This window comes from Amycolatopsis sp. NPDC051716 (assembly GCF_040681595.1).
GTDB lineage: Bacteria > Actinomycetota > Actinomycetes > Mycobacteriales > Pseudonocardiaceae > Amycolatopsis.
Window position 1 is genome coordinate 19,434 of record NZ_JBFAZA010000060.1, and the last position, 19,657, is coordinate 39,090.

At 71.7% G+C, this 19,657-nt stretch carries 16 protein-coding genes; 6 read left to right on the top strand and 10 right to left on the bottom strand.

Features of this window, described 5'->3' with window-relative positions; genetic code table 11:
- Positions 1-21 precede the first annotated feature (21 nt).
- The gene (locus AB0M30_RS45110) at positions 22-1,839 is read left to right on the top strand and encodes a diguanylate cyclase (RefSeq protein WP_364598153.1); all 1,818 of its coding nucleotides are present in this window, start codon (positions 22-24) and stop codon (positions 1,837-1,839) included.
- 206 nt (positions 1,840-2,045) lie between these two features.
- Positions 2,046-2,507 carry a peroxiredoxin gene (locus AB0M30_RS45115; RefSeq protein ID WP_364598108.1) on the top strand — a complete coding sequence of 154 codons (462 nt, stop codon included), beginning with the start codon at positions 2,046-2,048 and terminating at the stop codon, positions 2,505-2,507.
- Here AB0M30_RS45115 and AB0M30_RS45120 read toward each other — a convergent pair.
- The 4 genes from AB0M30_RS45120 to AB0M30_RS45135 form a co-directional block, all read right to left on the bottom strand.
- Entirely contained in the window at positions 2,504-3,034 is a 531-nt protein-coding gene (locus tag AB0M30_RS45120; protein WP_364598111.1) for a GNAT family N-acetyltransferase, read from the bottom strand. The two genes, AB0M30_RS45115 and AB0M30_RS45120, sit on opposite strands and share 4 nt — an antisense overlap.
- 38 nt (positions 3,035-3,072) lie before the next feature.
- On the bottom strand, positions 3,073-4,284 hold the full coding sequence (locus AB0M30_RS45125; protein WP_364598114.1) for an LCP family protein: 1,212 nt from the start codon (positions 4,282-4,284) through the stop codon (positions 3,073-3,075).
- A gap of 95 nt (positions 4,285-4,379) precedes the next feature.
- Positions 4,380-5,633 (bottom strand): cyclopropane-fatty-acyl-phospholipid synthase family protein, encoded by a 1,254-nt coding sequence (locus AB0M30_RS45130; RefSeq protein WP_364598117.1) that lies wholly within the window; start codon positions 5,631-5,633, stop codon positions 4,380-4,382.
- Between the two features lie 95 nt (positions 5,634-5,728).
- On the bottom strand, positions 5,729-6,484 hold the full coding sequence (locus AB0M30_RS45135) for an alpha/beta family hydrolase (protein WP_364598120.1): 756 nt from the start codon (positions 6,482-6,484) through the stop codon (positions 5,729-5,731).
- Positions 6,485-6,602: 118 nt separating this feature from the next.
- Between AB0M30_RS45135 and AB0M30_RS45140 the strand changes: the two genes are divergently transcribed.
- Together AB0M30_RS45140 and AB0M30_RS45145 are read left to right on the top strand one after the other, a co-directional pair.
- A complete protein-coding gene (locus AB0M30_RS45140) occupies positions 6,603-7,331 on the top strand; it encodes an SIS domain-containing protein (RefSeq protein WP_364598123.1) in 729 nt (242 codons plus the stop codon).
- Positions 7,332-7,483: 152 nt separating this feature from the next.
- A complete protein-coding gene (locus tag AB0M30_RS45145; protein WP_364598126.1) occupies positions 7,484-8,650 on the top strand; it encodes a serine hydrolase domain-containing protein in 1,167 nt (388 codons plus the stop codon).
- Between the two features lie 105 nt (positions 8,651-8,755).
- Here the strand turns inward: AB0M30_RS45145 and AB0M30_RS45150 are convergent, their stop codons facing one another.
- Complete coding sequence (locus AB0M30_RS45150) at positions 8,756-10,627, bottom strand: ABC transporter ATP-binding protein (protein WP_364598129.1); 1,872 nt, start codon at positions 10,625-10,627, stop codon at positions 8,756-8,758.
- A 98-nt stretch (positions 10,628-10,725) separates the two neighbouring features.
- Positions 10,726-11,157 (bottom strand): MarR family transcriptional regulator, encoded by a 432-nt coding sequence (locus AB0M30_RS45155; RefSeq protein ID WP_364598132.1) that lies wholly within the window; start codon positions 11,155-11,157, stop codon positions 10,726-10,728.
- A 72-nt stretch (positions 11,158-11,229) separates the two neighbouring features.
- Between AB0M30_RS45155 and AB0M30_RS45160 the strand changes: the two genes are divergently transcribed.
- Both AB0M30_RS45160 and AB0M30_RS45165 read left to right on the top strand, forming a co-directional pair.
- On the top strand, positions 11,230-12,084 hold the full coding sequence (locus AB0M30_RS45160; RefSeq protein ID WP_364598135.1) for an LLM class flavin-dependent oxidoreductase: 855 nt from the start codon (positions 11,230-11,232) through the stop codon (positions 12,082-12,084).
- 33 nt (positions 12,085-12,117) lie between these two features.
- A complete protein-coding gene (locus tag AB0M30_RS45165; protein WP_364598138.1) occupies positions 12,118-13,470 on the top strand; it encodes a glycosyltransferase 87 family protein in 1,353 nt (450 codons plus the stop codon).
- Here AB0M30_RS45165 and AB0M30_RS45170 read toward each other — a convergent pair.
- The 4 genes from AB0M30_RS45170 to AB0M30_RS45185 all read right to left on the bottom strand — a co-directional run bounded on the left by AB0M30_RS45170 (position 13,457) and on the right by AB0M30_RS45185 (position 19,222).
- Entirely contained in the window at positions 13,457-13,666 is a 210-nt protein-coding gene (locus tag AB0M30_RS45170) for a helix-turn-helix domain-containing protein (protein ID WP_003071237.1), read from the bottom strand. The two genes, AB0M30_RS45165 and AB0M30_RS45170, sit on opposite strands and share 14 nt — an antisense overlap.
- A gap of 178 nt (positions 13,667-13,844) precedes the next feature.
- Positions 13,845-15,473, bottom strand: a complete 1,629-nt coding sequence (locus AB0M30_RS45175; protein WP_364598141.1) for an ABC-F family ATP-binding cassette domain-containing protein — start codon at positions 15,471-15,473, stop codon at positions 13,845-13,847.
- Positions 15,474-15,637: 164 nt separating this feature from the next.
- Positions 15,638-16,285 (bottom strand): acVLRF1 family peptidyl-tRNA hydrolase, encoded by a 648-nt coding sequence (locus tag AB0M30_RS45180; RefSeq protein WP_364598144.1) that lies wholly within the window; start codon positions 16,283-16,285, stop codon positions 15,638-15,640.
- Between the two features lie 60 nt (positions 16,286-16,345).
- Positions 16,346-19,222: a S8 family serine peptidase gene (locus AB0M30_RS45185; protein ID WP_364598147.1), complete on the bottom strand. Its 2,877-nt coding sequence runs from the start codon at positions 19,220-19,222 to the stop codon at positions 16,346-16,348.
- Between the last annotated feature and the right edge of the window lie 435 nt (positions 19,223-19,657).

A 19,657-nucleotide genomic window follows, 5' to 3' on the forward strand; every position in this document is an offset into this window, starting at 1 on the left:
GCCGCGTCAGGGCTACTGGACGTGGCGCGCCGGTGGGCGGCGACGTTGGCCGACACCAAAGGAGTAACGCTTCCCCCGGAGGAGCTCGAGGCCCTGCTGCTCGAGGTCGCGAACGAAGCGGTCGACCAAGCCGGCTCGCAGCACGACGGCGCGCTGCTGCGGTTCACCGCGCTGTACGCCGCGTCGCCGATGGGGATCGCGCTGGCCGACCCCGACGGCGCCATCGTGGAGGCGAACCTCGCCCTCGGCCAGCTGCTCGGCTGCTCGCCGGATCGGTTGCGGGGCAGGCACATCACCGACCTCGGCTCGACCGACCACGACGTTTCGCGGCTCAAGGCGGGCTTGGAGCAGGTGCGCACGGGCCGCGACCGCTACCAGGAGCGGATGCTGCTCGACCACACCGAAGACGGCCAGCTCTGGACCGATGTGACGCTCGCCCGGCTGCCCGGTGACCGGCCCGGCTCGGTCTACCCGGTGCTGATGGTGTCGGACGCCAACGAGCTGCACCTGCTGCAGGAGCGGCTGCTGCACCAGAACGTGCACGACCCGCTGACCGGGCTGCCGAACGCTTCGTCGTTCACCACCAAGCTCGAAGCCGCGCTCGGCGCCGGCGCGCGCGACGACATCGCGCTGATCTACCTCGACGTCGACGGCTTCAAGGTGATCAACGACGGTCTCGGCGCCGGGGTCGGCGATCAGGTGCTGCGCGGGGTCGCGAACAAGCTGTCGGCGGTGTTCACCGGCCACCACGACGGGTTCGTCGCCCGGTTGTCCGGCGACGGCTTCGCGGTGCTGCTGCGCGGCGAGCTGGCGGCGACCGAGGTCGTCCGGCTCGTCGAGCGGGCCCTGGAGGACCTCAACGAGCCGATCTACCTGGGCGGGCACGGCATCGGCGTCAGCGCGAGCGCGGGCATCGTCGTGCGCGCCGCGGTCGAGGGCGGCGCCGCGGAACTGCTGCGGGCGGCGGAAATCGCGCTGCACCGGGCCAAGGAGGCCGGCAAGGCGCAGTGGATGCTGTTCGACCCGGAGCTGGACGCCCGCGACCGCGGCCGCTACCAGCTGGGCGCGGTGATCGCCGGCGCGCTGGAGAACGGCGAGTTCTCGCTCGTCTACCAGCCCACGGTGAAGCTGTCCCGGCCGGACGAGCTCGCCGCGGTCAACGCCGGGCTGCGCTGGAACCACCCGGAGAAGGGCGAGCTCGGCTCCGACGAGTTCTACCCGCTGGCCCAGACCACGGGCATGACGGTGCCGCTGGGCCGCTGGCTCCTCGCCGAATCCCTGGCGGCGACGGCCCGCTGGCGCACGCACCTGGGCGACGCGGCACCGGACGTCTGCGTGCGGCTGCCGGCCCGGCTGGCCATCGACCCGGACCTGGTGCTGCTGGTGAAGGAGCAGCTGGACAAGCACGAGCTCCCGGCACGGGCGCTGAGGCTGTGCACGGACCGCGACTCGATGCTCGACCCCCGCGGCGAGGTCCTGGACTCCCTGGCGGTCCTGGCCGACTTGGGCGCCCAGCTGGTGCTGACGATCTCCGGGTCGGCGGACCTGGAGCTGATCCCCCAGCACCGCCTCCCGGTGCGGCACGTGATCCTCTCGGGCCCGGTGGTCGACGCACTGGACACGGACGACCCGGCGGAGCCCGACCTGCGCCACTTGACGCAGCTGATCACCCGCGCCCGCGAGCTGCACCTGCGGGTGGGGGCTGAGGGGGTGCGCACGCACGAGCAGGCGGCCCGGCTCCGCCAGCTCGGGGTGATCGCGGCCCGCGGCCCGTTCGTGGCGGATTCGGCAACGGGCGACGAGGTCGACGAGATGATCGCCCGCCACCCGCCAACTTGAGCGAACCACCCACCACCGGGCGGCCCTCAACCGGCACCCGCCCTCAGAAACCAACCACCGCCCTACACCTCCCCCGCCCCTCGTCCCCGCCGCGCTCTCCGGTGTCGAACAATCAAAGGACGAAAAGCGGGAACAACCAAGCCGCCGGCGCGATGGCTCCGAACACCCGGCAGGATGGGTTCTGCCGCCGACGAGAAGGGACGTCCATGGACGCCGGAGACCTCGCCCCCGATTTCACGCTGCCCGACGACGAAGGCCAGGAGCGCACGCTCTCGGACTTCCTGGCCACCGGGCCCGTGGTCCTGTTCTTCTACCCGGCCGCGATGACCGGGGGCTGCACCGCCGAAAGCTGCCACTTCCGCGATCTCGCGGCGGAGTTCGCGGCGGTCGGCGCGCACCGCGTCGGGATCAGCCCGGACGCCATCACCAAGCAGCGGGCCTTCTCGGCCGCCAACGGCTTCGACTACCCGCTCTTGTCCGATGTGGAGGGTGAGGTCGCGAAGCAGTTCGGCGTGTGGCGGAAACTCCTGCCGCTGCACACCAAGCGCGCCACCTTCGTCATCGGCGAAGACCGGAAGATCATCGCGAAGATCAAGAGTGAACTGAACTTCACCGTCCACGCCGACGAGGCGCTCAAGGTGCTGCGGGAGCGGAACAAGGTCTCCTAGCGGGGAACGAGCCGCCACACGTGGTTGGTGCCCGTGCACGCCGGGGCCAGCGGCTTCTCCGCCGGTTCCGAGCGCACCCGGGTGAAGCCGAGGCGCGCGGGCACCGCTCCACTTCGGACGTTCCGCTCGTCGTGCTTGATCTCGACGTACCCGGCGCCGAGGCGGAACGCCTCCTCCGTCAGCAGCGTGACGGCCCGGGTCATCAAGCCGCGGCCGACGAAACCGGCCGCGAGCCAGTAGCCGATCTCGACGCCGCCGTCGCGGGTCATCACGCCGATGCCGCCGGCCACTTCCGGGCCCAGCCGCAACGCGTAGTCGTACGCTTCGCCGCTCTCCCAGTGCTTCGCGGTGCGCCGCAGGAACTCCGCCGAGTCGTCGTCGGTGTACCCGTCGGCGACCCAGATCAGGAACGGCCTCAGGTGCGCCAGTGAGCCGCTGACGACCGTGGTCAGCGTCGTCCGGTCGCCCGGGTGCCAGCGGGTCAGCGTGAGGTCACCTTCGCGGTAGGTCTCGGCCGGGGTTTCCATGCGGCTCATGGTGCCCCGGCCGGGACGTCACGCGCGAATCAATTCACGATCACGCTGTCGGGGACCTCGGCGTCGTTCTTCAGCGCGTCGAACAGCTGCTTCGACTTGGCCTTGTCCCAGTTCTCCGCCGACCCGCTGGTCACCGGCACCGTCGTCGTCACCACGCCGCCGGAGGAGATCCCGCGCATCGCGATCGCCAGGCCGGCGAGGTTGTGCACGTGGTCGCCGGAATCCATGGTCAGCGCGTCCGGGGCCGAGGACAGCAGCGGGAAGAAGTCGAACGGGTTCAGCAAGGTGCCGGGGCTGGCGATCTGGCTGACCAGCGCGCCGATGAACTTGCGCTGGTTGGCGACGCGGTCGAGGTCCGACCGCGGCGTCGCGTCGCTGTGGCGCATCCGGACGAAGCCCAGCGCCGACCGGCCGTCGAGCGTCTGGGGGCAGCCCGCCTTGATGCTGATCCCCGTCACCGTGTCGTTCATGTCCTTGTCGATGCACATCTCGACGCCGCCGATCGCGTCGACGATCTTGGCGAACCCGCCGAAGCCGATCTCCGCGTAGTGGTCGATGTGCAGGCCGGTCGCGCCTTCGACGGTCTGCGCGAGCAGCTTCGGGCCGCCGAGCGAGAACGCCGCGTTGATCTTGTTCTTGCCGTGGCCGGGGATCGACACCTGCGAGTCGCGCGGCAGCGACAGCAGCGTCGGCTTGGTGCTGTTGTCCGGCAGGTGCGCGACCATGATCGTGTCGGTGCGCTGCCCGCCGCCCGCCGCGGCGACGTCGCCCGTGGCGAGCCGCTCCTCGTCCTCCGCGGTCAGGCCTTCGCGGCTGTCCGAGCCGACGATCAGCCAGTTGGTGCCGGACGCGGCCACCGGACGGCCGGAGTAGTCCTCCAGCGCGTCGACGCGCTTGATCGAGAACTCGAGGTACACCCAGATGCCGGCGAGGAACACGACGAACACGAGCACCAGGGCGCCCAGGACCTTGCCGATGCTCCAGCGACGCCGGCGCGGCGGCCGGGACGGCGGGTAGCCGTCCCCGGCCGGGCGGCCAGGCGGGTCCTGCCGCGGCGGCGGAGGCGGGGCGTACTCGGGGTCGCGGGTGCCCATCGGGCGGGTGCGCTCGTCGTACGGGCTGCGGCCCCGCCCGGGCAGCGGCATCATCTGCGCGCGCTGGTGGTCCCGGGAGCGGCCGCCGGACGGCCGGGGCGGCGGCATCCGGCGCCCGCCGTCGTCGCCACGGTACGTCATCACCATCACCCAATCCCGATCCGGACAAATTGTCGCCGTCAGTACACCGCACGTCCTCGGTAGAAGGACGTGCGGCACCGGGGTCGGGTTGCCGCGCGGGGTTACCGGCCGGTCGCCTCGTAGCCGAACTGGTGGACCTTGAGGTACCCGGACCGGAACCCGGCCTCGGAATAGGCCAGGTAGAACTCCCACATCCGGCGGAAGACGTCGTCGAACCCGAACCCGGCGATGTCGGTCCAGCGGTGCAGGAACCGTTCGCGCCACCACCGTAGCGTGCGCGCGTAATCCTGGCCGAACTCGCGCATCCCGGCCAGCTTGAGCCGGGTGTCCGCCTTGACGCCCTCCTCGATCGACCGCACCGACGGGATGAGGCCGCCCGGGAAGATGTACTTGTGGACCCACCCGTACGCGCGTGACGCCGCCATCATCCGGTCGTGGTCCATCGTGATGGCCTGCAGGCCGAACCGCCCGCCGGGGCGCAGCCGGTCCCCGATCGTGGCGTAGAACGCCGGCCAGTAGGACGCGCCGACGGCCTCGATCATCTCGACGCTGACCACGGCGTCGTACCGGCCGCTCGACTCGCGGTAGTCGCACAGCTTCACTTCGACGCGGTCGGAGAACCCGGCCGCCGCGATGCGTTCGGTGGCCAGCGCGCGCTGCTCCTCCGAAATGGTCAGCGACGTCACGTGCGCGCCGCGGGCCGCGGCGCGGATGGCGAGTTCACCCCATCCGGTGCCGATTTCGAGGACGTCGCTGCCGGCGCGGACGCCGGCGTAGTCGAGCACGCTGTCGATCTTGCGGTGCTGCGCGGTGGTGAGGTCGTCGCCCGGGCCGAACAGCGCCGAGGAGTACGTCATCGACTCGTCGAGGAAGGCGCCGAACAGGTCGTTGGACAGGTCGTAGTGGCGGTGGATGTTCGCCCGCGCGCCCTCGAGGGTGTTCTCCTCGGACGGCGGCTGCGTCCGCTCGGCGAGCCGGCGGAACTTCTGCAGCACCGGCGGGACGAGGGTGGCCATCCGCTCGGCGAACGGGGTGAGCACCTCGGCCAGGTCGGACGCGGTCCAGTCACCGGCCATGTAGGACTCGCCGAAGCCGATCTTGGCGTCGACGCCCATGCGGTGGAAGAACGCCTCGGGGCGCAGGATCCGCATCTCGGGCGCCTCCGGGCCGCCGGCGCCGAGCACGGTGCCGTCCGGGAAGGTCGCCCGGACGTCGAGCGGGCGGATCGCGTGGCGGAACAGTGCGGCGGCGATCCGCGCGCGCAGCGCGGAGTGCGGCGGGGTGGCCAGGCCCGGCCACCGGGTCCCGTCCGGGACGTCCCGGGCCGACGCCCGGTCAGCGCTCGAAGTGGTCACGGGTACTCCCTCCGGCCGGCCAGGTTCGCCGGTGATCGATCGTAGTCGCCGCACCCCCGCGGCGCGTTTCGGCGAATGCCCTGTTCGGGGCACGTTCACACCGGTATCCGCAGCCGGTCGGGCCCGCTCGCGGCCCACGCCCCGCGGAGGGTCCCGCCGTCGTCCCCGGCGAGCAGATCCAGGGTGAACGCCACCGTCAGCCGGGTCCAGACCCGGGCTCGGCGCAGCATCGCGTGGCCCTCGTTGGCGATTTCGAACCGGGCGACACGGGCGGCGACGTCGGCGGCCCGTTCGGCGAAGGCGTGCGATTCCGCCGGGCTCGTCATCCGGTCGAGGGTGCCGTGCACGACGAGCACCGACTTCCCGGCGACGGCCTCGACCGGCTCGCCCCGCGGCGTCCACGGCGCCAGGGCGCAGACACCGCGCACGGCCGGGTCGTCGGCCACGCGCAGCGCGACCCGTGCCCCCATCGAGTGACCGACCAGCACGACGGGCAGGCCGGGGTGGTCTTCGCGGATGCGTTCGAGGGCCCAGCGGGCGTCCTCGATCGGGTCCTCGGCGGGCGCGTTCCAGCCGTAGCGGCGGTTGCGCAGCAGCCGCACCTCGACGCCGTGACCATCGGGGCTCCGCCCCGAGCCGGGGGCTCCGCCACCCGGAACCCCCGAAAAGCCGGTGTCTCGACGGCCGGCCCGGTGCAGGGCGCGCGCGATCGGGACCATCCTGACGTAGGCCAGCTTCCAGGGAGCCACGCTGCCCGTGCCCCGCTCCGCGCCGCCGTGCAGCACCAGCACGACCGCCCGGGTCCGCCCCCGCGCCGGCCACACGGCCACCGCCGGATCCACCTCGCCCACCCGCGTCCTCCTGTTCCCCCGCCATGCGGGTCAACCTCGGTCCCCCACCCGGCTATTCCACCGCGCGAAGTGGTCCGCACGGTAGATTCGGCGCCCGATCCCCGACGGAAGGGTGGGTGTGGTGAGCGCCACGGACATCACCGGCAGCGTCGCCCGGCAGCTGGCCGAAGTCGAGCAGGTCAACGCCGAATCGGTGCGGGCCGCGGCGGACCTGGTGCTGGGGGTGATCCGGGCCGACGCACTGGTCTACACCGCGGGCGCCGGGCACTCGCTGGCCGCGGTCGCCGAGACGTTCTACCGGGCCGGCGGGCTGGCCTGCGTCTATCCGCTCTACCACCCGGAGCTGCTCCCGCTGCACGGCGCGGTGTCCAGCACGCGGACCGAGCGGCGCAGCGGCCTGGCCGCGGAGGTGCTGGCCGAGCGCGCGCCGGGGCCGGACGACGTGCTGGTGGTGTTTTCGACGTCCGGCGTCAACCCCTACCCGGTCGAGCTGTGCATCGAGGCGCGCAAGCGGGGTGCGGCGGTCATCGCGGTGACGTCGCGGGCGTGCGTGGCCGCGGCGCCGAAGCGGTCGTCGAGCACCCTGGTGGAGCAGGGCACGGTGGTGCTGGACTCGCTGGTCGTCCCGGGTGACGCGAGCTACCCGCCGGATGCGCCACGCACCGCGCCGCTGTCCACTGTGGTCAACGCGTACCTGTGGAACCTGGTGCTGGCCCAGGTTTACGACCGCGGGACCGCCGAAGGCCTCGACGTCCCGCTGTGGCGGAGCTCCAATGTGGAGGGTGGCGACGAGGCGAACACCGCGCTGCTGGCCAAGTACGGCGAAATCGTCCCCCGGCTGCGGTAGTTCGTACTGCGGTAGTTCGCGCTGAAGCATTTCGTGCTGAAGTATTTCGTGAATAAGCACCGGCCGGGCACGTCTTGACGGACGTGCCCGGCCGTTTTAGCGTCGACATACCGACTGGTCGGTGTGGACCGGTCGCTCCCGGAGGAGGTCCGATGGACAGCGCCACGGCGACGGTGCACGGCGAGTGCGCGCCCGGCTTCGAACCGGTGCGCGAGGCCTTCGAGGAGAACTTCCGCTCCCGCGGCGAGCTGGGGGCCGCGTTCACCGCCATCCGGCACGGCGAAGTCGTGGCGGACCTGTGGGGTGGCTGGGCCGGACCGGAGCGCACCCGGCCGTGGCAGTCGGACACCCTGGCCAACGTCTGGTCGACGACCAAGGGCATGACCGCGCTGTGCGCGCACAAGCTCGCCGACGCGGGCGAACTCGACGTCGACGCGCCGGTCGCGAAGTACTGGCCGGAGTTCGCCGCGGCCGGAAAGGCGGAGATCCCGGTGCGGTGGCTGCTTTCGCACCGGTCCGGCGTGCCCGGGATCGGCCTGGACCGGCCGGTGCGCGTCGAGGAGCTGTACGACTGGGACCTGATGACGTCACTGTTCGCGGCCCAGGAACCGCTGTACGAGCCCGGGTCCGCGGGTGGCTACCACGCGCTGGCCTACGGCTGGCTCGTCGGCGAAGTCGTCCGCCGGATCGCCGGGCAGGGGATCCGCGAGTTCTTCGCCGAGCAGGTCGCCGGGCCGCTGGGCGCGGACTTCTCGATCGGCCTCGCCTCGGCCGCCGACCTGGACCGCTGCGCGACGCTGGTCGACCCGGTCATGACCGAGGAGATGGCGAACGCGCTGGCCACGGCGTTCGCGGCGGCCGGTCCGGTGGCGCAAGCCGCGTTGATGAACCCGCGCGTCCAGGGCCACGACGCCAACGATCCGGCGTGGCGGCGGGCGGTCATGCCGGCGTTGAACGGACACGGCACGGCCCGCGCGATCGCGACGATCTACGCCGGCCTGGCCGACGGCACCCTCCTGTCGCCGGCGGCCCTCGCCCGGGCCCGCGAAAGCCAGGGCAAGGAGATCGACGCGGTCCTCGGCCTCCCGAACGAGTGGGGCCTGGGCTTTTACCTCGGCAGCGACGCCCGCGGCTTCGGCCCCAACCCCGCCGCCTTCGGCCACGACGGCCTCGGCGGCTCCACCGGCGCCGCCGACCCGGAAAACGGCATCGCCTTCGGCTACACCCTCAACCAGCTAGGCCCCCTCATCCGCGACGACCCCCGCAAAATGGCCCTGGTCCAGGCCCTCTACACGTGTCTGGAAGGTCGACACGCGTGATCCAGAGGTCGGCACGCGTGATTGGAGGGTCGACACGGCACTTGCACCGTGTCGACCCTTCAATCACGTGAGTTGACTCTCCCATCACGCGTGATGACCTCTGGATCACGCGACGGCGGGTTCCTGGTCGGCGAACTGGGTTGCGTGGAGGGTTGCGTAGCGGCCGTTGGCGGCCAGGAGTTCGTCGTGGGTGCCGCGCTCGACGATTTCGCCGTGTTCCAGGACCAGGATCTGGTCGGCCGCGCGGACCGTCGAGAGCCGGTGGGCGATGACCAGGGCCGTGCGGCCGGCCAGTGCGTGCGTCAGGGCCTCGCCGACGGCGGCCTCGGACTCCGAGTCCAGGTGCGCGGTCGCCTCGTCCAGGATGACGACCTTGGGCTGGGCCAGGAGCAGCCGGGCGATGGTCAGCCGCTGGCGTTCGCCGCCGGAGAGGCGGTAGCCGCGCTCGCCGACCGTCGTGTCGAGGCCGTCGGGCAGCGAGCGCGCCAGCTCGCCCAGCCGGGCCCGCTCCAGCGCTTCCCAGATCTCGTCGTCGGTGACGCCGGGGCGCGCGTACGCCAGGTTGGCGCGGATCGTGTCGTGGAAGAGGTGCCCGTCCTGCGTCACCACACCTACGGTTTCCCGCAGGGAAGCGAAAGTCAGCTCCCGGACGTCCACATCGGACAACCGCACCGAACCGGAGTCGACGTCGTAGAGCCGCGGCAGCAGCGACGCGATCGTCGACTTCCCCGCGCCCGAGGACCCGACCAGCGCGACCATCTGCCCGGGCTCGGCCCGGAACGAGATGCCGTGCAGCACCTCTTCCCCGCCGCGGTGGTCGAGCGTGGCGACGTCCTCCAGCGAAGCCAGCGAGTACCGGTCGGCGGCCGGGTACCCGAAGCGGACTCCCGCGAACTCGACCGAGACGCCCCCGGAGACGGAAAGCGCACGCGCGGCGGGCTTCTCCTTGATCATCGGCTCCAGGTCGAGCACCTCGAAGACCCGCTCGAACGACACGAGCGCCGTCATGACGTCGACGCGGACGTTGGCCAGCGCGGTCAGCGGCGCGTAGAGCCGGGTCAGCAGCAGCGCCAGCGCCACGACGGTGCCGGGCGCGAGCTTGCCGGTCAGCGCGAGGTAGCCGCCGAGGCCGTAGACGAGCGCCTGCGCCAGCGCCGAAACCAGGGTCAGGCTGGTCATGAACCAGCGGGTCAGCATCGCGGTCCGGACGCCGATGTCCCGCACGCGCCCCGCGCGCACCCCGAAGTCGTCCGCTTCCTGCACCGGCCGGCCGAAGAGCTTGACCAGCGTCGCGCCCGGCGCGGAGAACCGCTCGGTCATCTGCGTGGTCATCCCGGCGTTGAGGTCCGCGGCTTCCCGCTGCAGCCCGGCCATCCGGCGGCCGAGCCGGCGCGCGGGGATGACGAAGATCGGCAGCAGCACCAGCGCGATCAGCGTGACCTGCCACGACAGCGTGAGCATGACGGCCAGCGACAGCGCCAGCTGGATGACGTTGGTGACCAGCCCCGACAGCGTCGCGGTGAAGGTCCGCTGCGCGCCGATGACGTCGTTGTTGAGCCGCGAGACCAGCGCGCCGGTGCGGGTGCGGGTGAAGAACGCGATCGGCATGCGCTGGACGTGCTCGAAGACCGCGCGCCGCAGGTCGTAGATGATGCCCTCGCCGATGCGCGCGGACTGCCAGCGCTCGATCAGGCCGAACCCGGCGTCGGCGACGGCCAGCGCGGCGATCACCACGGCGAGCCACACGACCACCGAGACGTCGTGGCCGCCGACGATCGCGTCGACCACCTTGCCCGCCAGCACCGGCGTCGACACGGCGAGAACGGCCGAGACGACGGTCAGCACGAGGAAGGCCAGCAGGCGCCGCCAATGCGGCCGGGCGAAGCGCGCGACGCGGTTGAGCGTGCCGCGCGTGAGCGCCTTCGGGGTGTCGCCGGCGCGCATCGCCGAGCTCCACAGCCCCCACATGTTGTCCACGGGAAACCCCCAGGATCAGAAACCTCTACTTTAGCTGAGGTTTTCGCCGGATATGACCTGGACAACGCCCTCGCTGTCCCTTTGCTTCCCGAACTCGTTCACTCCGCGCGAACGACCTGGTGCAGGGCGGCGCGCAACCGCTCGGCGTCCTCGGCCGACAGCGGTTCCAGCAGGAGCGCCTCGGCCTGTCGCGTGACTTCCGCCCCCGCCTCGCGGACGCGCTCCCCCTCGGGAGTCAGCAGCACCAGGCGCTTGCGCCGGTCGCCCGGCGCCACCTCGCGCCGGACCAGGCCCTTGGCCTCCAGTTCGTCGACGAGCGCGACCATCGTCGTCCGGTCGACGCCGAGCCGGGCCGCGCCGTCCTGCTGCGACCGCGCCGGCCCGTCACCGAAGAGCGTGAGCAGCGCGAGCTGCCGCCCGGTGACGCCGAGCGGGGCGTACAGCGGCTCGGCCAGCTCGGCCAGCCGCAGCTGGGCGTGCTTGAGCAGGTAGCCGAGCCGCTGCGTGACGGCGAGGGGCGCGCTGGACATGCGCAGACTCTACACCTACGCTGATCGTCAGTTTCACTGATGATTCTATTCACTGACGATCAGGAGTTCCCCATGACCACCGTCGGGCTCAAACCACCCCAGCAGCACATCGGCATCGCCGCCCTCCGCGAGATCTGGGCGATCGCCGACGACGCCGGCTTCGACGGCTGCTGGGTGTTCGACCACCTCGCCCCGATGGGCCCCGAGCGCACCGGCGACATCTTCGACGGCTGGAGCCTGCTGGCCGCGATGGCCGAAGCGACGAAGCGCGTGCGGATCGGCTGCCTGGTCTCCGGCAACACCAACCGGCACCCGGGCACGTTCGCCAAGATCGCCGTGACCGTCGACCACCTTTCCGGCGGCCGGCTCGACGTCGGCCTCGGCGCGGGCGGCGACACCCTGACCGACGCGATGATGGGCACGCCCACGCCGTCCGCGGCGGAACGCGTGGAACGGCTGGCCGAGACCTGCGAAATCCTCCGTCTGCTGTGGACCGAGCCGGTCACCGACCATCAAGGCCGGCATTACCGCCTCACCGGCGCGATCAGCGATCCGAAGCCGCTGCAACGACCGAAACCCCCGCTGTGGCTGGGCAGCAGCGGCAAGAAGCGCGGCCTCCGCGTCGTCGCCGAGCACGCCGACGTCTGGCTCAACGCGGCCCTGCCCGGAACGGAAATCGCCGAGCTGCAACGGCTTTCCCGCGTCCTCGACGAGCACTGCGCGGCCGTGGGCCGTGATCCGGCGACCGTCCGCCGCGCCGTGCAGTTCCGGCTGCCGGCCGACGCGGACAGCGCCCTGCGTCTCACGCAGAGCTACCTCGAGGCCGGATTCACCGAGCTGGTACTCATGCCCGCCGGCCGCGACGACGTCGTCGCGGCCTCCGAAGCGGCCGCGAAGCTGCTGCCCCGCCTGCGAGACGTCGGCTGAACCGGGCGGCGGCCCCCTCGGTAGCCTGGCGACGTGGGAACGGAGGTGGGCCAGGCGCCCGCATGGCGGCGCGCGGCCCGGCTCTTCACGGCGCCGTCGCGCCCGGGAGAGGCCGCCCCCTTGCGCTGGGACCTGGGGTTCTACCTGGCCTGCCTGGCTTTCGCGCTGCCGACCGCCCTGGTGTCCGAGTTCTACGGCTACCGCGTCTGGGGCAACTTCGCCACGGTCGCCTACGGCTTCGGCGCGGTCCACAGCGGCTATCTGCTGCTGTCCGCACGAAGCGGGCGTACGCCGCGTGGCGTAGCCGGTTCACGCTGGTGCGGGATCGCCGCGGTGGCCCTGTTGGCGATGATCCTCCCCTTGGCGCTTCTGGTGATTCGGCGCCTGACCGGAGTGGACTGGCTGATCACGCCGTTCTCCTGGGCCGCGCAGCCCGAGGTCTGGGTGATCGAGCGGTCCGCGGATCTGCTGCTGCACCTCGGAACGCCGTACGTCGACGTCACCGCACTCGGCCGGCCGCCCGTGGTAAACGATTACACGCCGTACGGGCCGGTCATGGCGATCTTCGGGCTGCCGCGGGCGCTGTTCGGCGGCACGCCGCTGACCGACGCGCTCACCGACGCCCGCTGGATGTTCGCCCTGGCCGCCTGCGCGTGCGTGCTGGGCACGCTGAAGCTGCTGAGGTGGCCGCGGGTGCCGGTCGGCGCCGCGCAGCTCGCGCTGGCCTGCCCGCTCACCGCGCTCACCTGGGCCGTCGCCGGCCCGGACCTGGCGATCGTCGGCCTGCTGGTGCTCAGCTGCGCGCTCGCGGCCACCGGGCGGGTCGCCTGGTCGGGGCTGGTGCTGGCGCTGGTCGTCAGCGCCAAGCTGATCGTCGCGCCCGCGGCCGCCGTGCTGGCGGTGCTCGTGCTGGTGCGCCGCGGGAACGGGCTCGACTGGGCGGCGCTGGGCCGGTTCGCGGCGGCGCTGGTGGCGACGACGGCCGCCCTGCACCTGCCGGTGTACCTGGTGGATCCGGCGGCGTTCGTCGAGCACGTCGTGCGGTTCCCGCTCGGGATGGGCGTGGTGCGGTCGCCCGCGGCCAGCCCGCTGCCGGGCCACCTGATCGCCGAGACCGGCCCGGTCGGCCAGGTGGCGGCGTTCGTGCTCGTCGGCGCCGCGGCCGTGGCGATGGTGGTCTGGCTGGTGCGCCGGCCCCCCGCGAACGGCTCCGGCGCACTGCTGCGCACCGCCGTCGGACTCGGCGCGTTGATCCTGCTCACCCCGGCCACCCGGTACGGCTACCTGGTGTACCCGCTGGTCCTGCTCGGGGCCCACCTGGCGTTCCGCGTGGCCGAAGTTCCCGCTGCGCCCCCCGCGCAGCAGTCCGCGACTACTTCTTCTTGACCCTGGTGGCCCCGCCACGCCCCCGCAGCTGGACGCCGGACTCCGACAACACCCGGTGGACGAACCCGTAGGACCGCCCCGTCGACTCCGCGAGCGCCCGGATGCTCGAGCCCTTCTCGTATTTCTTCTTCAGGTCAGCGGCTAGCTTGTCGCGCGTGTTGCCGGTGATCCGCGCGCCTTTCTTGAGATCAGCCACGTCGATCGCCTTCCCGCCGAGAGTGTTCTGGGCCACATATCGGCCCCTGCCGGGGCAATGATCGAACACTGAGCGCCGGAATGCCAGACGACAGACGCGAAACAGCCGAAATTGCGATCACATTGGGCCATTCCAGTGCTCTACGGCGAGTGATCTTGCACCCGAATGGACGCACGCCTCAGGCGAGCTGGACAAGTTCGAGGTAGTCCGCCGACCAGTGGTCCTCGGTCCCGTCGGGCAGCAGGATGACCCGCTCGGGCTCCAGCGCCTCGACCGCTCCGGGGTCGTGCGTCACCAGGACGACGGCACCGGCGAAGCTGCGCAAAGCGTCCAGGACCTGGGCCCGGCTGGCCGGGTCGAGGTTGTTCGTGGGTTCGTCGAGCAGCAACACGTTGGCAGCACTGGAGACCAGGCCCGCCAGCGCGAGCCGGGTCTTCTCGCCACCGGAAAGCGTGCCGGCGGCCTGGTCGAGTTGTTCACCGGTGAAGAGGAACGAGCCGAGCAGGTTCCGCAACTCCTGCGCACCGGTGTCCGGAGCGAGATGTCGGATGTTTTCCCACACCGACGCATCATGATCAAGAGTTTCGTGTTCCTGTGCGTAATACCCCAAGCGCAATCCGTGACCCGGAACGACCGATCCGGTGTCCATGGATTCCATTCCGCCCAGCAGCCGGAGCAAAGTCGTCTTTCCCGCGCCGTTCAGCCCGAGTACGACGACCTTCGAACCGCGGTCGATGGCGAGATCGACGCCGGTGAAGATTTCCAGCGAGCCGTAGGACTTCGAGAGACCCTCGGCGGTGAGCGGGGTGCGGCCGCAGGGCGCGGGCTCCGGGAACTTGATCCGGGCGACCTTGTCGGCGTGGCGGGTGTCCTCGAGCGAGGACAGCATCTGCTCGGCGCGGCGCGCCATGTTCTTGGCCGCCACGGCCTTCGTCGCCTTCGCGCCGAGCTTCGCGGCCTGCTGCTGCAGCGCCGACGCCTTCTTCTCGGCGTTGGCGCGCTCACGGCGGCGGCGCTTCTCGTCGGTCGCGCGCGCGTCGAGGTAGCGCTGCCAGCCCATGTTGTACAGGTCGAGCTCGCCGCGGGTGGCGTCGAGGAACCACACCTTGTTGACCACGTCCGCCAGCAGCTCGACGTCGTGGCTGATCACGACCAGGCCGCCGTCGTGCTGCTTGAGGAAGCCGCGCAGCCAGTTGATGGAGTCGGCGTCGAGGTGGTTGGTCGGCTCGTCGAGCAGCAGGATCGTCTCGGACTTGCCGCCGGCGCCGGCTTCGGCCGCGGCGAACAGGATCCGCGCCAGCTCGACGCGGCGGCGCTGGCCACCGGAAAGCGTTCCCAGCGTCTGCGCGAGGACACGGTCGGCGAGGCCCAGATTGGAGCAGATCCGCGCGGCTTCGCTCTCCGCGGCGTACCCGCCGAGGGAGGCGAAGCGCTCTTCGAGCCGGGCGTAGCGGTTGATGGCCTTGTCGCGCGCGGCCTCGTCGACGAGCTCGGCCATCGAGGCCTGCGCCTTCTCCATGTCGCGCATCAGCTTGTCCAGACCACGCGCGGAGAGCACGCGGTCCTTCGCCGTGACCGACAGATCGCCTTCGCGCGGGTCCTGCGGCAGGTAGCCGAGCTCGCCGGTGCGGCGGACGTCGCCCGCGTGCGGCTCGCCTTCGCCGGCGAGGACCTTCAGCGAGGTGGTCTTGCCCGCGCCGTTGCGGCCGACGAGGCCGATACGGTCGCCGGGCTGGATGCGGAGGGTGACGCCGTTGAGCAGGATGCGCGAACCCGCGCGCAGCTCAAGGCCGGTGGCCGTGATCAAGGGAACTCCCGTGGACGGGGGTGAACGGAGGACAGCGCTCGAGAGGGAGCGTTTTGAAGGACAGCGTCAAGCGACCGCTCGGGCCGCGGCGTCACTCCAGCTGGATATCCACGGAGTCCAGTGTACGGGCTGCGCGCCAGCGGATTTTCCGGACGTGGCCGGACTCACCCGTCGCGCAGCGTGACCTGCACGGACAGCGCGCGGACGGCGGCCTCCTCGAGCACGGCCCGGCTCGGTTCGCCGACGTCCAGCACGCGGGGTTCCGCACGGGAGAACAGCGGGGCCAGCCGGCGGTCCTCGCGCAGCTCGTCGAGAGCGCGCCGGTCACCTCCGAGCACCACGGCATCCACTTCGGACAGCCGGGGCACGAGCACTTCGAAGACGTCCTTCGCCGCGTCCTGGAGCGCGTGGCGCGCCTGGCCCGCGCGACGCCGGGCGAAGCGCTGCTGCGACCACCCGCCCGCGGCCGACCGGCCCTGCACGAGGTGCCGGTCGGTGCGCGAGACCTCGATCCGGCCGTCCCGCGCGATCCCGACGCTGTGACTCCCCCGCCGCACCACCACGAGCGCGATGCGCCGCGGCACCAGCGCGTGGGCGACCAGCCCGGCCACGGACGGTTCTTCGAGTGGCCCGAACGGGACCGCGGCGGTGGCGGAGGTGCCATCGGCCGCGGTCACGCGGACCTCGTGCGCCGTTCCCGAGGTCGCCGTGATCCCGCCGTGCCGCTCGGCGAACCGCGTGAAGAACCCCGCCAGCCGTTCGGGCGGCACCTCGACCGCCCGCCCGCCGCCCGCGACTTCCCGTGGCTTCACGGGGAAAACGGTACGGGGCCGCCGCGATCACCGCGACGGCCCCGTACTGCTGGTGGTGCGTTACAGCGGGTGCACCGGACCGTTGTTCGTCACGCTCCGCACGTTCGACGGCGCGCCGGCCGCCGGGGGCTGCACGAAGCCGTTGATGTGCAGCGCGACCGAACGGATGAAGCCGGCGTCGCCGCCCGCCGCGTCGACCACGCCGAACGTCCACGTGCCGTCGGCCGCCGCGCCGGCGAGGTTGCCGGTCAGGGCCTGCGTCGGCCGCCACGAACCGGTGAACGGCGCGTTGGCCGAGGTCACCGTGCTGAACGCCGCCGCCGCGTTGTCGGCGAAGACGACCTGGCACAGGTTCTTGCCCGAGCCGCCGTTGCGCTGGAACACCGTGGCCTTCGCGCCCGAAGGCGACGTCAGCGTGCCGACCAGGTCACCGACGTAGGAGTGGTTGAGCCCCACCGTCGTCGAGGTCGGATCGGTGCTGCACGTGGTGCCGTCCACGGAGAACGTCACCTTGGACGCGCGGCCGACCCCGGTGACCGGGATGGTCACCGACGCCCCGACCGGGCTGTTGTCCGGGATCGCCACCGGCTCGCCGGCGTAGGCGAAGTCCTGCGCGACCGGCGACGGGGTGCCGACCGGGAGCGCGAAGGACGTCGTCGTCGGCGAGTGCGCGCCGGCGAAGGTGACGCGGGCGTTCAGCACCACCGGCACGCCGAGCTGCTGGCTCGCCGGGACGGTGATGGTGAAGTCGTTCACGCCGGTCTGTCCCGGGCTGATGGTGCCGTAGGACTTCGAGCGCGGCGCCACGGTGACGCCCGGGGTCGGGCTGGTGAGCACGACGCTGGTGGACACCGCGGTGCCGTCACCGTCGTTGGTCACCGGCAGCGTCACCTTGGCGGTGTCGCCCGGGTCGAGCGCCGAGCCGCCGTCGGCCGGGGTGACCGTCGGCTGCTTCGCCACCGCGAGGGGCTGCGGGCTGGCGCCGGTGTAGGCCAGCACCTTGTCCGCGAGGATGACGCCGGACCCGGTGAAGTTGTCGCGGCCCGGGGTTTCGATGTCGATCGCGGTGTTGATCAGCGCTTCCCGCACCTCCGCGGGCGGCAGGCCGGGGTTGCCGGACAGCACGAGCGCGGCGATGGCGGCCGCGTGCGGAGCGGCGGCCGAGGTGCCGAAGAACGGGTTGAACCCGCTCACGCTGGTCTGCACACCGTCGGCCGCGGTGATCTCCGGCTTGTTCCGGACCTCACCACCGGTCGAGGACACGTTGCCCGGGGTGATCGGCGTGCCGTTCGCCTCGTAGAACACGCGACGCGGACCGTCGGAGGTGAACCGCTCGGCCTTGGTGGCACCGCTGAACGAGCCCGGGTACGGGCCCGCCGGGTTGGCCGGGTCGCCCGGCTCGAGGGCCCGGCCGAACGCCTTGGCCGCCGGGGCCGCCGCGACGCTGAAGGCGTCCCGCGCGGCCGAGTGGCCGACCGTCACGCCCGGGGTGTTGTAGGCCTTGAGCCCGTCGGCCGAGTCGGAGAACCGGCCGCGCAGCGCCGAAAGCGACAGGTAGCGGTTCGCCCCGGAGAACTTCACGACCGCCAGGCGCAGCCCGGTGCCGCCGAAGGCCGGCGTCTGCAGGATCTCGTACGGGTCCTGGGTGCCGTCCTGGACGTTCTGGCTGAAGCTGACCACGGCCCCCGCGGAGTTGAGCAGGTAGAGGTCGTAGTCGTTGGCGGACGCGCCGAGCGGGTCCGACCAGTGCAGCGTCACCGGGACGCCGGCCGAGGACGCGTTCGAGATGGGCTCGTAGATCTGGTTGCCCGCGGCGCCGGCGAAGTTGTGCGCGGTGCCGGCGAACTTGCCGACCGACTTGCCGGAGTCGGCGAAGTCGCCTTCCCAGTGCGCGGCGGTGCCGCTGGCGACGTTGCCTTCGTTGCCCGCGGACGAGAAGTACAGCGCGCCGTCGGCGGTCACGTCGTTCACGGCCTGGGCGATGATCCAGTCCTGGAACGGCGATTCCTTGAAGTAGATGACGTCGTCGACGATGACGTCGCAGTGCGACTCGAAGCGCAGCTTGCGGATGTTGTCCGCGAAGCTGGCGTCCGAGTTGAACGCCGAGGCGAAGCCGAGCGCGGCGCGGGGCGCGAGATCGTGGATGATCTCGAGCATCGCGGTGCCCTCGTCGCCGTCGCCCTCCTGGCCGGCGATGACGTCGACGTCCGGCGGGAGTTCGCCCTTGGCCTGCGAAGCGGCCAGGGAGTCGACGCCGTCGGACAGGGCGCACGCCTTGACGCCGACACCGGTGACGCCGAACTGCTGGCGCGCGAGGTCGGCGTTGTGGGCCCGGTCGCCTTCGCTGACCAGCGGCGCGGCCGCGGCCGCACTGCGCTGGGTCTTGGCGCTGACGGCCTTCTGCAGCTCGCCGGCGATGCGGTCGGCCTTCTGCTGCTTGGTTTCGGTCTTTTCCGGCGTCGTCGCCGGTGTCGCCAGTTCCCGGGCGGTCATCGCCTGGTCGGCCTGCTCGACGCGCTTGACGTCACCGCGCGCGGCGATCTCGCCGACCTTGCCGAGCGGGACTTCGGCGCGGACGCTGCCGTAGCGGTCGGACACCGCGCGGATCCCCGCACCGGCCTTGGTGAGCCCGGCGAGGAGGTCCGGCGAGACCTTGCTCGCGCGGATGTCGACCAGGACGGTCCCGGCCGCGGAGACGGTGGCCCCGGACTGCAGTGCGTTCAGCTGCTTCCCCACGCCCTTGGCGGCGACGAGCAGCTTGCTGTCCACTTTGGACTCAGCGGCGGTGCGGCCCGCCTTGACCGCCTGCAGGGCGGCGATTTGCTGTTGCGCGGTTTCACTGAACGCGTCCGGACCGGACGCGGGTGCGGCCCCCGCGACAGGCGGGGAAACCAGCCCGAGCGCGGCGAGCAGTGCCGCGGCTCCGGCGGTGAGCACAGTGGATCTCGATCTGTTGGAACGGGTACGGCGCACGGGCGCCCTCCGATTCTCCAGGCGCGTGCCCCGACTCACGCTGACCGACGCCGGTGATCACCGGCAGGATCCAGTCAAGTACCGCTAGTTCTCCGTAAACATCAGCCGTTCGAGTGACAAAGGACGGATAATTTCCCGAATGGGACGGATGACGTAGGCCGTTCAGCGCAGCGGTGAACCGGTCACCGGACACGCACCGGACAAATGATCGTCCCACCATGGTCGGCAAGGGTGACCACGGAGTGGGAAGTCCACATGCGCCGGACCGGACCGTGCAACCGGGGAAGCCACGAGCAAAGTTCGTTACCGCGCACCGGGCGACGCGGCGCGCGGTAGCGCGGGCGGCGCGCGGTAGCGCGGGCGGCGCGCGGTAGCGCGGGCGGCGCGCGGTAGCGCGGC